Annotated in this window: 9 protein-coding genes; 2 read left to right on the top strand and 7 right to left on the bottom strand. The window is 73.0% G+C overall.

All coding sequences use genetic code 11. From position 1 onward, the window contains the following. Positions 1–10 precede the first annotated feature (10 nt). Entirely contained in the window at positions 11–790 is a 780-nt protein-coding gene (gene map / locus EW117_RS00550) for a type I methionyl aminopeptidase (RefSeq protein WP_129782772.1), read from the top strand. A gap of 116 nt (positions 791–906) precedes the next feature. Here the strand turns inward: map and EW117_RS00545 are convergent, their stop codons facing one another. From EW117_RS00545 to EW117_RS00510, 7 genes are all read right to left on the bottom strand, one after another. Next, positions 907–1,758 (bottom strand): HAD family hydrolase, encoded by an 852-nt coding sequence (locus tag EW117_RS00545; protein WP_129782771.1) that lies wholly within the window; start codon positions 1,756–1,758, stop codon positions 907–909. A gap of 119 nt (positions 1,759–1,877) precedes the next feature. Further along, positions 1,878–2,681, bottom strand: coding sequence for an HAD family hydrolase (locus EW117_RS00540; protein WP_129782770.1), 804 nt, complete (start codon positions 2,679–2,681; stop codon positions 1,878–1,880). 172 nt (positions 2,682–2,853) lie between these two features. Beyond that, positions 2,854–4,125, bottom strand: coding sequence for a serine--tRNA ligase (gene serS, locus EW117_RS00535; RefSeq protein WP_129782769.1), 1,272 nt, complete (start codon positions 4,123–4,125; stop codon positions 2,854–2,856). A gap of 10 nt (positions 4,126–4,135) precedes the next feature. After that, positions 4,136–8,395 carry a hypothetical protein gene (locus tag EW117_RS00530; RefSeq protein WP_165362400.1) on the bottom strand — a complete coding sequence of 1,420 codons (4,260 nt, stop codon included), beginning with the start codon at positions 8,393–8,395 and terminating at the stop codon, positions 4,136–4,138. 29 nt (positions 8,396–8,424) lie between these two features. Then, on the bottom strand, positions 8,425–9,543 hold the full coding sequence (locus EW117_RS00520; protein ID WP_129782766.1) for a diacylglycerol/lipid kinase family protein: 1,119 nt from the start codon (positions 9,541–9,543) through the stop codon (positions 8,425–8,427). A 39-nt stretch (positions 9,544–9,582) separates the two neighbouring features. Further along, positions 9,583–10,380 carry a glycosyltransferase family 2 protein gene (locus EW117_RS00515; RefSeq protein ID WP_422889928.1) on the bottom strand — a complete coding sequence of 266 codons (798 nt, stop codon included), beginning with the start codon at positions 10,378–10,380 and terminating at the stop codon, positions 9,583–9,585. Between the two features lie 195 nt (positions 10,381–10,575). Then, on the bottom strand, positions 10,576–11,400 hold the full coding sequence (locus tag EW117_RS00510) for a DUF5926 family protein (RefSeq protein ID WP_129782765.1): 825 nt from the start codon (positions 11,398–11,400) through the stop codon (positions 10,576–10,578). 127 nt (positions 11,401–11,527) lie between these two features. Here EW117_RS00510 and EW117_RS00505 point away from each other — a divergent pair, with 127 nt between their 5' ends. Continuing rightward, positions 11,528–12,871, top strand: coding sequence for a CoA transferase (locus EW117_RS00505; protein WP_129782764.1), 1,344 nt, complete (start codon positions 11,528–11,530; stop codon positions 12,869–12,871). Positions 12,872–12,966 lie beyond the last annotated feature (95 nt).

The raw sequence follows: 12,966 nt of genomic DNA, 5'->3' as shown, positions 1-12,966 counted from the left end.
AAGGACGGAAATGATCGAGCTGAGGACGCCGCGCGAGATCGAGGAGATGCGCCCGGCGGGACGCTTCGTCGCGGACGTGCTGCTCGCCGTCCGGGAGGCCGCCGGGGTGGGCGTGAACCTCCTTGAGCTGGACGAGGTCGCCCACAAGATGATCCGCGACCGCGGCGCGGAGTCGTGCTACATCGACTACCACCCGTCCTTCGGCGCCATGCCCTTCGGCAAGACCCTCTGCACCTCGGTGAACGACGGCGTCCTGCATGGCCTGCCGTACGACTACGCGCTCCGGGACGGAGACCTGCTGTCCATCGACTTCGCCGCCTCCGTGAACGGCTGGGTCTCCGACTCGGCGATGTCGTTCGTGGTGGGCAATCCCGCGCCCGGCCGCGCCGAGGCGGACGCGAAGCTGATCCGCACGACCGAGGTAGCGCTCGACGCCGGCATCGCCGCCGCGCAGCCGGGCAAGAAGATCGGCGACATCTCCGCGGCGATCGCCGAGGTCGCGCATGCGGCCGGGTACTCGATCAACACCGACTTCGGCGGGCACGGTGTGGGCCGCACGATGCACGGCGACCCGCACGTACCGAACAACGGTCGCGCCGGGCGGGGCTTCCCGCTCAAGCCGGGCCTCGTCATCGCCGTCGAGCCGTGGTTCCTGGAGACGACCGACGAGATCTTCACTGACCCGGACGGCTGGACCCTGCGTTCCGCGGACGGCTCCCGCGGTGCCCACTCGGAGCACACGATCGCGATCACGGAAGACGGCCCGCTCATCCTGACCGCCCGCGACTGACCCACCCCGCCGAGGTAGAACTCTGGCGAGGTAGAACCGCAGCGGGCTGACCGCTGCTGCAGTCCTACCTCGCCCTGGTTCTACCTCGCCAGAGTTCTACCTCGGCGATCGCGACGTCAGATGAGGGTCTTCAGGGCCTGGATCACGCCGTGCTGGCTGATGTCGCCGACGGTCTCGTTCGCGATCGCCTTCACCTCGTCCGGGGCGTGCCCCATCGCGACGGCGCGGGCGGCCCAGCTCAGCATCTCGATGTCGTTCAGCCCGTCGCCGACGGCGAACGTGTTGTGCCGCGGGACGCCGAGCGCGGAGCGGATGTTCTCCAGCGACGTCGCCTTGCTCAGGTGCCGCGGTGTCACGTCGATCCAGTCGGACCCGGCCTGCGTGGCCGTGACGCCGTGCCGGCGCAGCGGCTCCAGGAGGTCCAGCACGTCCGGGCCGCGAAGGATCGCGCGCGACGCGGGCAGCGCGCCCAGCCCGTCGGTGTCGACCACCCGTTGTTCGCCGTTGACCTCGTGCGGCTCGAACAGCCGGTTCACGCGGTAGCCGATGCCGATCTCCTCGACGCCGATCTGCACGTCGGGGAACCGGCTGAGCGCCATCTGGGCCACGGGCCCGACGTCGAACGTCAGCACATCCTCGAGCATGTAGCCATTGGCGCAGGTCACGCACAGCCGCGCCGTCACCGCGCCGTTGGACGCGACCACCCAGCCGTCGGTGATGCCCAGCTCCTTCGCCACGGGCAGGATTCCCGTCAACGACCGGCCCGACGCGAGGACCACGTGGTGCTTGCGTCCGCGCACGAGCTGCACGGCCAGCACCGTCGGCTCGGGCACGCGCTGCCCGGTGACCAACAAGGTCCCGTCGATGTCGAGGGCGACCAGGTGAGGCGCATCGTTGCGCACCCGCATGGACACCGGCTGGTCGTCCAGGATCATCACGTACCCCCATGGCACCGTGAGCGCCGTCACCCTTCGACGGATCGCGCCCAAATGTACAGGCATCCAGCAGTGGATCCATACCTTTGCACGAATAACTTTCACCCGCGTCTTCAACCGCTGGCGTTTCTGCTTTCCGTCGAGCGCTGCCGTCAGAGCAGCGAGCGGAGCACTTCCACCACGCCGTCGTCGTCGATCGAACCGGTGACCTCGTCAGCCGCGGCCCGCACGGTCTCGGAGGCGTGGCCCATGGCCACGCCGCGCCCGGCCCACCGCAGCATGTCGATGTCATTGCTGCCGTCGCCGACGGCGACGGTGAGCTCGGCCGCCACGCCGAGCTCCTTGCGCACCTCCTCCAGGGCGGACGCCTTGGTCACGCCCTGAGGCGCGATGTCCATCCATGCGGACCAGCCGACGGCGTAGGTCACGTCGTCGAACCCGAGACGAGCCGCGATCTCGTGGAACTCCGCACTGGTCTCCCCGGGGCTGCGCACGACCACGCGCGTGACGTGGCCCGCCCACAGCTCCTCGAAGTCGACCACGCGGTGTTCCCCGTTCAGCTCGCCCTCGGGGAACAGCTCGGTCATCCGGAAGCCGACGCCGACGTCCTCGACCGCGTATCGCGCGTGCGGCAGCTCCTCCTTGAGCATGCGGAGCACTGGCTCCGGGTCGAACGTCTCGACGCGCTCCAGGGTGTAGCCCATCTCGGCCGCCGGGTCGAGACGCGCGGTGACGGCGCCGTTCGACGCGACGATCCAGGACTGATCGATCTTGAGCTCCTCCGCGATCGGCGTCATCGCGATGAGCGACCGGCCCGATGCCAGCACCACATAGTGCCCGGCAGCGCGGACGGCGGCGACGGCGTCCCGGGCGGCATCGGAGAGCACTTCGTCGTAGGTGACGAGAGTGCCGTCGATGTCGAGGGCTATGAGCTTTCGATCGATGTCGCTGGGCACAAGCGCAGCCTACCGACCCGGATATGAACACCGGCCGACCACCAGCCCGAGATCACCCGAATGTCAGGTGATCGCCCTGAATAGTTGTGGGCGGGATCGTTGCGGCTACGCGCCCGTTTTAGGCGCAACGATCCCGCCCACCACCAAGGTGGTTAGTGCACGGACAGGGCGGTTACTTGGTGGGTTCCAGGAGCTCCTGGCCGCCCAGATACGGGCGCAGGCCCTCCGGCACGTAGACCGAGCCGTCCGCCTGCTGGTGGTTCTCCAGGAGGGCGACGATCCAGCGTGTGGTGCCGAGCGTGCCGTTCAGCGTGGCGATGTTCCGGGTGGAGCCGTCCTCGGTGCGCTCACGGACGCCCAGGCGGCGGGCCTGGAACGTGGTGCAGTTCGACGTCGAGGTGAGCTCCAGCCAGCGCTCCTGGGTGGGCAGCCACGCCTCGCAGTCGAACTTGCGGGCCGCCGACGAGCCGAGGTCGCCGGCCGCCGTGTCGATGACCCGGTAGGGCAGCTCGACCTTGGCCATCATGGCCTCTTCCCAGCCCAGCAGGCGCTGGTGCTCGGCCTCGGCGTCCTCGGGGGCGCAGTAGCTGAACATCTCGACCTTGTGGAACTGGTGCACGCGAATGATCCCGCGCGTGTCGCGGCCCGCCGAGCCGGCCTCGCGGCGGTAGCAGGCGCTCCATCCTGCGTACCGCAGCGGCCCGTCCGACAGGTCGAGGATCTCGTCGCTGTGGTAGCCGGCGAGCGCCACCTCGGAGGTGCCGACCAAGTACAGGTCGTCCTTCTCGAGGCGGTAGACCTCGTCGGCGTGCGCGCCGAGGAAGCCCGTGCCCCGCATGGTCTCGGGCTTGACGAGGGTCGGCGTGATCATGGGCGTGAAGCCCTCCTGCACTGCCTGGTCCATCGCCATGTTCAGCAGTGCCAGCTCCAGCCGCGCGCCGACGCCGGTGAGGAAGTAGAACCGCGCCCCGGAGACCTTGGCGCCGCGCTTGGTGTCGATGGCGCGCAGGCCCTCGCCGAGCTCCAGGTGGTCCTTCGGCTCGAAGCCCTCGGCCGCGAAGTCGCGGCGCTCACCCACCTGCTTGAGCTCGATGAAGTCGTCCTCGCCGCCCGCGGGCGCGCCCTCGATCACGTTGGCGATCGAGTACAGCACCCGGTCGAGCTCCTGCTCGGCGTCCGACGCCGCTGCCTGGTGGCTCTTGACGTCCTGGGCGAGCTGCTTGGTGTGCGCCAGCAGGGCCTGCTTCTCGTCGCCCTGGGCCTGGGCGACCTTCTTGCCCAGAGACTTCTGCTCGGCGCGCAGGTTCTCGAACTCCGCGAGGGAGGAGCGCCGGCGCGCGTCGGCGTCGAGCGCCGCGTCCACGAGGTCGGGGTCGTCGCCGCGGGCCACCTGGCTCGCGCGGACGACGTCTGGGTTGTCGCGCAGAAGTCGGAGATCGATCACGGGACTGAGCCTATCGGGGCTGTCCCGCCGATTTCGTGCGCAGCGCGACCATCGTGAGGAGCGGCACGGCCGGGATGAGCGCGATCACCGCGATCCGGAGGCCGAAGTCGTTGACCAGGGAGCCCAGCACTGCCATTACCCACATCGCCACGAGCGCGGGCCGGAGGAACTCCCAGCGCTCCTGCGCGCGCCCGAACCAGGCAGGGCTGAGCCGCTCCCGCCAGGCCGCGGGGCCGAAGAGCGCCAGCCCGACCACCACGAGCACGAGCACCGTGGCCCAGACCGCCGGACCGCCGGTGATCGAGTTCAGCGCGTACAGGGCCTTGCGCAGCACCGTGGACACCGCCTCGCCGTCGATCACCTGGCCCACGAACCGACCGAGATGGGAGCGCGAGTCCGGGGGCCGTAGCCAGTCCAGGACCCCCACGAGGGCCACGACGCCGACACCCGCGGCCCCCACCCAGACGAACCGCCAGAGCGTGAGCCGTAGGCCGGACGCAGCGGTCGCGACCACCACGAACGCCGGGACGAGCACCAGCCCGCCACCCAGGTCGGCCCCGAGGGTGGGCCAGACGTCGACCGCCATCGCGATCAAGCCCACGACGGACACGGCGAGCGTCGCCAGGACGCGTCTGCCGCGGGTCACCAGGAGCTGCGCCAGCGCGGCGGCGAGCACTATCGCGGCCACCGCGTACACCGAGAAAGTGGGGTTGCCGAAGCCGTAGAAGCGCGCGCCGAACGTGGGCGCGGAGCCCAGGGGCGCCGCTCGGTTCAGCGGCGTGCCGAACAGCGCGTCCACGGTGAGCGCCACGAAGGTGATGCCCGCGACCGCGGCGGGGGCCGCCCAGAGGGGTCTGCGGGGGGCGAGCAGGCTCAGCCCGGTCACTGCCGCCGTCACGAGCGCGGTAGCGCCCACGATCGCCAGCCCGGGCAGGTCGAACCGCCACCAGCCGGTCAGGGAGACGAGGAAGCCACCGGCCGGGAGCGCGGTCAGCGCCGTGGCGCCGACCTCGGCCGCGCGGTGCCACCCGGGCGGCACCGCGCCCAGCCCGCGCGCGCGGCGCCGGCGCGGCACCCACCAGCACACCGCCGCCAGGGCGAGGCCCAGCCAGAACGGCACGTCCACGAGCCAGATGTACGCGTCGCGGCGCACGTGGTCCCGAGCGGTCATGTCGGCGAGCTCGTCGGCGGTGAGCCACGCCGAGGCGGGACGCTCGCCGGCCCGCAGCAGCGGCGTCGGGTCGACGTCGGCGGGTCGGTCCACGTCGACGGCGTCGAGCACCGCCGCCGGGACGTCCATCAGGCGCGCCACGCCCTCCGTACGGGTCGCGGTGCTGGCCAGGTAGCGCGGCAGGCCCTCGTTCGCCGCGGACGGGCGCATCATGGCGAGCCCCAGCTCGAGCGCGTGCTCCGGCACCGTCGCGACGTCGATCACGAGGACCGTCGCGTCCGCGGGGGCGGCGTCCAGGATGCGCCACACGGCAAGGTCGACGTCGGAGACGAGGTCGGCGCGCAGCTCCTCGACGCGGTCCCGGCCGTCCGGCTGCTCCTCCAGGTCGGCGCGCTCCGCGACGTCCAGCAGCGCTGAGCCGGCGTCCACGAAGGTGACCGGGCAATCCCACGCGCCCGACCCCTCGGACACGGCCGTGTCGAAGTCGAAGTACCGCCCGACGCTGCCGTCCCGACCGGCGAGCGCCACCGCGGCGCCCGGGCCGACCGCCGTCGCGCACTCGCCGGCGAGGGCCTCGCCGAGCGTGCCCGGGTGGGCGGCGTAGCCGGACCCGTGCTGCAGCTCCAGGAAATGGTCCCACTGGTCGACGACGGCGGGGCTGTCCCCGCGCGCCGGCGTCACGGTGATGTCGTCGCAGATCCAGTGCCGGTCCGCGTCCCGCTCGTCGGCCACCTCGGCCAGCCGGCCCGCCGAGAGACTCAGCCAGCCGCTGTCCGGGCAGCGCGCCGCGCGCCCGTTCGGCAGGGTGAGGCCCGCGGCGTCGGCGCCGTCGGTCAGCAGGCCGTACAGGGTCGGCGCGGGCGCCTGGCCGGTGTCCAGGGACGGCTGGACGTCGGTCCAGCGCAGTCCCTGCGTGCCGATCACGACGATGCTGCCGCCCGGCGGCACCACCGGCGAGGCGGTGCTCAGCGAGCCGGACTCCTCGCCCGCCGCGTCGGCGCCGGGCACCGGGAGCACGGCCGCCGCGAACAGCAGGCTGAGGAGCAGCGCGCCGGACAGGCCGAGCACGGCGGACGGCACGCGGCGCACCGGCTCGGTGGGCCTGCCCGACGGGAGCCAGCCGCGGGCGCCGAGGAACCGGGTCACCACGTCGGGGCGTGCCGCGAGCAGGGCGACCAGCGCGAACGGCACGAACAGGGCGAGCCCGCGGAGCCGGTCCCCGAGGAACGGCGCCGCGTCCACGCCGACGGTCACGAGCGCGACGACGGCGACCGCGGCCGCGGCCCGCCAGACCGGCCGGGACGGCCGTCCGCCGTCGGACCGGGCGGCGGTGTCGCCCAGCACGGCGCCGGCGCTGGTGGACGTGCGCCGGCGGGCCAGGTAGGCCGCGAGCCCTCCCGCGAGCACCAGCCCGGCGACGGCGTAGAGCACGAAGGCCACGTCGGAGAACCCGTAGAACCGGTCCGCGGTGGCGAGCGAAGGGCCGAGCAGCGAGCCCTGCAGCAGGGTGAAGCCGGTCAGCCCGTCGACAGTGAACACCAGCCAGGTCACGCCCGCCGCGGCGACGGCGTTGCGCCACGGGGCCGGGGAGAGCAGGCGCGACAGCGCGCGCACCGTGAGCGCGACGAGGACCGTCGCCGCGGTGAGCGACAGGGCCAGGCCGAACTCCGGCGCCGGCCACACCCACCAGCGGGTCAGTGTCGCCAGGCTCGCCGCCGCTGGGGCCGAGACGGCGAGCAGCGCCGCGCCCAGCGCGAGCCGCTGCCGGTAGGGCCCCGGCTCCCGGCGCGGCTGCCCGGTGCGGCGCGGCAGCACCAGCACGAGGACCGCGATCAGCAGGAACAGGACTATCGCGCCCGCGAACGCGGGCACCTGCGCGGGGATCGTGTCGGACAGCACGTTGATGTACTGCCGGTTCTCGACGGTGCGCGCGACGGTCGTCCGACGCGGCTCGCCCACCTCGATCGGCATGCCGTCGATCGCCGGCTCCTCGAGGGCCGGGCCGGACTCCGGCTCCTCCGCCTCCGGGTCGGGGATCGCGCCCCCGGCCTCCGCCGCGGTCGCCGTCAGGTCGGTGAGCTGCACGAACCCGGTGCTGCGCGAGGCCTCCGACGTCAGCCAGCGCACCCGCGGGACGTCCACCACCCAGTCGACGACGACCTGCAGCCCCTGCTGCGTCAGCGGGGTGTCGGCGATGCCGGCCACCAGCACGCGAGTGCCGGACGGCAGGCCGGTCCGCAGGGTGCTCAGGGTGTCGTCCAGCGTGTCGAGCGCCTCCGCCCGCTCCGGCCCCTCGGGCAGGCTCCCGGCGTCGACGACGGTCACCGGGCACTCGGTGAGGACGTCGCCCCAGCTCGCGTCGGGCGAGCCGGCGCCCGGCGGGTCGGTGGCGCCCCCCGGGGCCGCGGCGCCGTCCGCGATCAGCGCGTCCAGCGACGGGACGTACCGGTCGACCGTCCCGTCCTCACGCGCGAGCATGACGGCGGCACCCGGCCCGACCGCCGTCGAGCAGGTGCCCGCCTCGTCCAGCATCTCGCCGAGGAGCCCGGGGGCCGGCGTCGCGGCGGCGTCTGCGGTCTCCTCCTCGTCGTCCTCCCGCTCCGGGAGGCCGGCCCAGCCGTCCACCGTCGCGCCCGCAGGCTGAGGACCGCCCGCACCGAGCGCCCCGGGCACCGGGGTGCACGACGTCGCTCCGCGCGCCTCGGGCGAGTCGTCAGCGCGCTCGGGGTCGGGAGCCTGCGCGCGCTCCGCGCTGCCCGCCGAGACCGTCCGGCTGCCCGCGGAGAGGGTGAGCCACGCGTCGAGCGGGCAGGTCGCGGGCGCCGCGGTGCGGACGTTGATGGAGGCGACCGAGCCGCCGCCGATCATGTGCCACAGGTTCGGTGTGGTGCTGCGCGACACATCGGTCCAGCGCAGGCCGGCGACGCCGACCACCACGACGGGAGCTGCAGGCTCCGCGACCGGGGCCGACACGGTCCCCTGGGCGGGCTCGGGATCCGGTGCCGCCCACGCCGTCGGGCCGATCAGGCCCAGCAGTGACGCCACGAGCATGACCAGGACAGCGGGCAGGGTCAGAGCTCGCGTGGAACGGGGATTCACCCGCCCAGGGTAAGAGATGACCCGGGCAGTCACGGCGCGCGGACGAGCAACGCGCCCGCCTGCACGTGCACGTCGATCTCCACGGCCCGCCCGAGCGGGTCGCCGTCCACCTGGGCCTCCTCGCCGGCCGGCACCCGGATGCGCGCGCGGCGAGCCTTGGTGTGGTCGATGCGCCCCAGCTTCTCCGGCAGGTCGTTGCGCACGCCCACACCCTGCATGGCGATCTCCAGCGTCAGCTGGGCCCAGCCGAACACCCCGCCGCGGACGTCGACGGCGGCCACGTCGAGCACGCCGTCGTCGAGCACGGCGTCGGGCAGCAGGGTGACGCCGCCCGGGAGCATGCCGCAGTTGCCGACCATGATCGACCGGGCGCGGGCCTCCACGGCCGGACTGTCGTCGAGCTGCAGGGTGGCGCGCATGCGCCTGGCCTGCATGTGCGAGAGCCCCGCCACGAAGTAGGCGACCCAGCCCACGCGCTTCTTCAGGCCGGAGTCCGCGGTGGCGACCATCGCCGCGTCGAAGCCCAGACCGGCGAGGACGAGGAAGATGTGCCGGCGCTCGGTGTCGGGCTCGTGGTCGGGCTGGTTGGGGTGGTCGCCGTTGCGGGGCGTCTCCGCGAACTCGGTCACCCGCAGCCAGCCGACGTCGATGGCGCGCGTGCGGCCGTGCAGGATGACGTCGAGGGCATCGTCCACACCGGTCAGCGGCAGCTCGAGGTTCCGCGCCAGGAGGTTGCCGGTGCCGACCGGCAGCACGCCCATCGGCTTGTCCGCCTCGACCATGGTCTCGGCGACGGCCCGCACCGTCCCGTCGCCGCCCGCGGCGATCACGACGTCCGCCCCGTCGTCCAGGGCCTGCCGTGCCGGGCCTTTGCCCGGGTCGTCGACGGTGGTCTCGTACCAGAGGGGCTCCGCGAGGCCGTGTGCGCTGCAGTACGCGCGCACCTGGACCAGCAGGCCGCCTGCGCCCTGCTTCGACGGGTTCACGATCACCGCGAGCTGGGGCAACGCCTCCACGCTCTGCGGCGTCGCGCGACGGAGGTCGCGGCGCCGCATCCGCGCCTGGCGCGTCCAGGCACCGATGGCGACGGCGAGCGCCAGCAGCGCGACGACGATCGCGGCAATCCCGAGCCAGACCTGCCACCCCATGGCGTCAGAGTACGTCGCGGGCGGGACGGCACCAGTCCATCAGCTACGGACGTTCGAGCCCGCGTGCCGCACCGCGTCCACCGCGCCGCGCATCTTGCGCGCGTTCACGGCCAGCAGGACGTCGCGGTACTGGGCAGCACGGTGGATCTGCCCCTTGAGGTCGTTCGCGGAGGCACGGTGCTTGAGGTCACAGGGCACCTCGACGGCGACGTACCCCTTGCGCAGCAGGTCGATGGTCATGCCGGTCTCGACACCCCAGCCGCGGGCGAGCGGCGTGGCCGCCTCGAACGCCTCGCGGGTGAGGCAGCGCATGCCGGACAGCGGCTGCGACGGGCTCCAGCCGGTCATCGCCTCGATCGCCCGGCGTGCCGCGCCGACGACGATGCCGCGACCGCCCGCACCGGCCTGCTTGGGCAGCAGGGCGATCGCGAGGTCGGCCACGCCCTCGCGGACGGGGCGCACGAGAGGTGCGGTGTTGACGGCGGTGTCGCCGAGGTCGCCGTCGATGAACATGAGCAGGCGCGGGGGACGTCCGTCCGCGTCGCGCATCGCCACGACTGCCGCACCCGTCTCCATCGCGGCGGCCTTGCCGCGATTGTGCGAGTGGCGCACGACGACGGCTCCGGCGGCACGCGCGACGTGCTGCGTGTCGTCCTCGGAACCGTCGTCGACCACGAGTACGAGGTCGACGTGTGGGATGGCGCGCGCGGAGCGCACGGTAGCGGCAATGCGTTCGGCCTCGTCCTTGGCGGGGATGACAGCCGCCACTCGCTGGACGTTCTTGCCTGCCTGAGCATTGCCGGGACGCGTGGTCTTCGCGACCGGGAGAGCGTTCACACCTGTCCTGCCTGAAGCGTCGATTTGCCTTGGTGGGTGACCGGATAGTCCTTTGCTTGGTGAGTGCAAAGGTTTACCCCTGGAATCCTACTCCCTTGGTCCGCTAGTTGCCGAAACCTGGGTCGCTCGTGGCGATCCGCGGTGACTGCCGGCGCGTTCCGGGCCGCTCGCACAGCCCGGCCGGGGTTCTCCGGACTAACGCAGGGTGACCTGCCGGGAGACGATACCTGCTCTTGCGCGTCGCTCGTTCGCATCAAGCGGCTCGTTGATGGAAAGTGCTTTCGCGAGCTTGTCGCCGAGCTCGGTCGCGGGACCCTCGAGATCGGCCGCCTCGGTGCCCTTCGGCAGCTCCCAGACGGGGACGACCAGCCCTGACGCACGAAACGCTCCCACGAACTTCCCACCCGCTAGCCCTGACTCGCGCTTTGCGTGCAGACGAGAGAGTGCGTCGATCAGGTCGTCCTCCGGCTCGGGACGCGCCCAGCGGAGGAACTCGCGGGTCATGCTGCACCAGTACGCCGACTCGACGGAGGTCACCTTCACCGTGGGGATCGTGCCGTCGGCGGCGTCCTCCAGGTTCTGCTTGAGCTCCGGCGTGACCTCGGCGCTCGGGTCGAGCCAGTAGTCGAAGCTCTCGTGCACGGTGACCTCGAACGGGACGCTCAGGTCGAGCACGTCCTGCAGGCGCGGGCCCTCACCCGGCAGCTCGCCCGGCTCGACGGCAGTACCCGGCTCGACCTCCAGCGCCTCCAGCAGCGCGGCGGCGAGGTCGCGGCTCACGTCCCCCGACCCGGCGATGCCCTGCACGGCGAGCAGGACCGTGCCGTCAGCGCGGTGCAGAGCCGTCCAGGCGCCCGGCAAGAGCGTCACGACGGTGACGTCGCGGGAGCCGTACTCGGCGGTGGTGCGGGCCGTCGCGGTCGCTGACGGGACGATCTCGCGCATCGCCACCCAGTCGGTCTCCCCGGGGAGACCTTCGAAGGGGCGGAGCACGAAGTCGGAGGAGGGGTTCTTGGCCATGCGGCGAGTGTATCCGCGAGCATCGGCACAGATCTGTCCGGCCGGTGATGTTTCGGAGCAGCGTGTCGGCAGCTCGGCGGCGAGATGTGCGGGCTGATCTGGAGGGTGGGCGGGCGATCATGGAACAGTGGAACCCTGGCTCGCCGCACACCTACCCGTGGTCGACCTGGCACTCGACGCGGTCCGGGCGGTCCAGCGCGCCACAGCGCGCGCCGTCGGCCGGACCGGGGCGGCCGACCCCGCCCCGCCGGACCCGGCACGGGTCGCCACCGCCTTCGCGTCCGACCGGGTCCTCGCGCTCGACGGACGGCCCGTCGAGGGCTTCGCCGCGCTCTCCGGATTCTTCCCCGCGGCCGACGGCTGGGTCCGCACCCATGCGAACTACCCGCACCACAGGACCCGCCTGACGGCGCTCGTCGGCCTGCCCGACGACGTCGACCGAACCGCCTTCGCCAGCCGCCTCGCCGAGCTTCCCGCGCAGGAGCTCGAGGACCGCGCGGCCGCTGTCGGCGCGATCGTGGCCCGGGTCCGCACCGAGCGGGAGTGGCGGGCGTCCGGGCCCGGGCAAGCTGCGGCGTCGGGCCCGCTGGTGCGGACGCGGGCGCGGACCGGTTCCAGCGACGGTGGACCGTCCCGGGGAGGCCCTTCGATGGGATCGGAGCGCCGCCAGGCGACGGGCTCCGGGCCGCGCGTAGGACGGTCGCCGGACGGCGCGCCGCTGGCCGGCGTCCGGGTGCTGGACCTGACCCGGGTCATCGCGGGCCCCGTCGCCACGCGTACCCTCGCGCTCCTCGGTGCGGACGTGCTGCGGGTGGACCCGCCGGACCCCGCCGAGATCGAGTGGCAGCACCTGGACACAGGGCAGGGCAAGCGCAGCGCCGTCCTGGACCTCAGGGACGCGTCCGGACTCCGCACGGCCCAGGACCTGCTGGACACCGCGGACGTGCTCGTCACGGGCTACCGGCCCGGCGCGATCGAGTCGCTCGGGCTCCGGCCGCCGTCCGGCGTCGTGACCGGGCGGGTCTCCGCATGGGGCGAGACGGGCCCGTGGGCCGGACGGCGGGGGTTCGACTCGATAGTGCAGGCCGCGAGCGGCATAGCCCTGCTGGAGGGCCGGGACGGGACACCTGGGGCGCTGCCCGCCCAGGCCCTGGATCACGCGTCGGGGTACTTGCTCGCGGCGGGGATCGTCGACGCCCTCCGGCTCCGCGGTGACGGGCGCGGGCGCGACGTGTCGGTCTCGCTCGCACGGACGGCGACCTGGCTGCTGGACCTCCCGGGCCGCGACCCGCTGCGCCCGCCCGCGGCGGCACCATCGGCCCACGAGACCGTGACGCACGGGAGGGTCACGACGGCCCGGCCGGCGCTCCCGGAGTACGACGACTACCCGAACCCGGCCCGCCCCTGGGCCCAGGACCTCCCAGCCTGGCACCCCCAACCACCACGCCGAGGTAGAACCGTGGCGAGGTAGAACTGTGGCGAGGTAGAACCTCAGCCCTCGCTGAGGTTCTACCTCGCCACGGTTCTACCTCGCCAGGGTTCTACCTCGGCGGGACGAGAACTGGA

Source organism: Promicromonospora panici, assembly GCF_900608595.1.
GTDB lineage: Bacteria > Actinomycetota > Actinomycetes > Actinomycetales > Cellulomonadaceae > Promicromonospora > Promicromonospora panici.
The sequence above is the reverse complement of the archived record's forward strand: the minus strand, read 5'-3'. Positions and strand labels throughout refer to the sequence as shown.

Bases quoted from the DNA above. Each gene is read 5' to 3' on its own strand.
- map (WP_129782772.1), top strand. From the start codon at position 11: ATGATCGAGCTGAGGACGCCGCGCGAGATCGAGGAGATGCGCCCGGCG.
- EW117_RS00520 (WP_129782766.1), bottom strand. From the start codon at position 9,543: ATGGGGTGGCAGGTCTGGCTCGGGATTGCCGCGATCGTCGTCGCGCTG.
- EW117_RS00510 (WP_129782765.1), bottom strand. From the start codon at position 11,400: ATGGCCAAGAACCCCTCCTCCGACTTCGTGCTCCGCCCCTTCGAAGGT.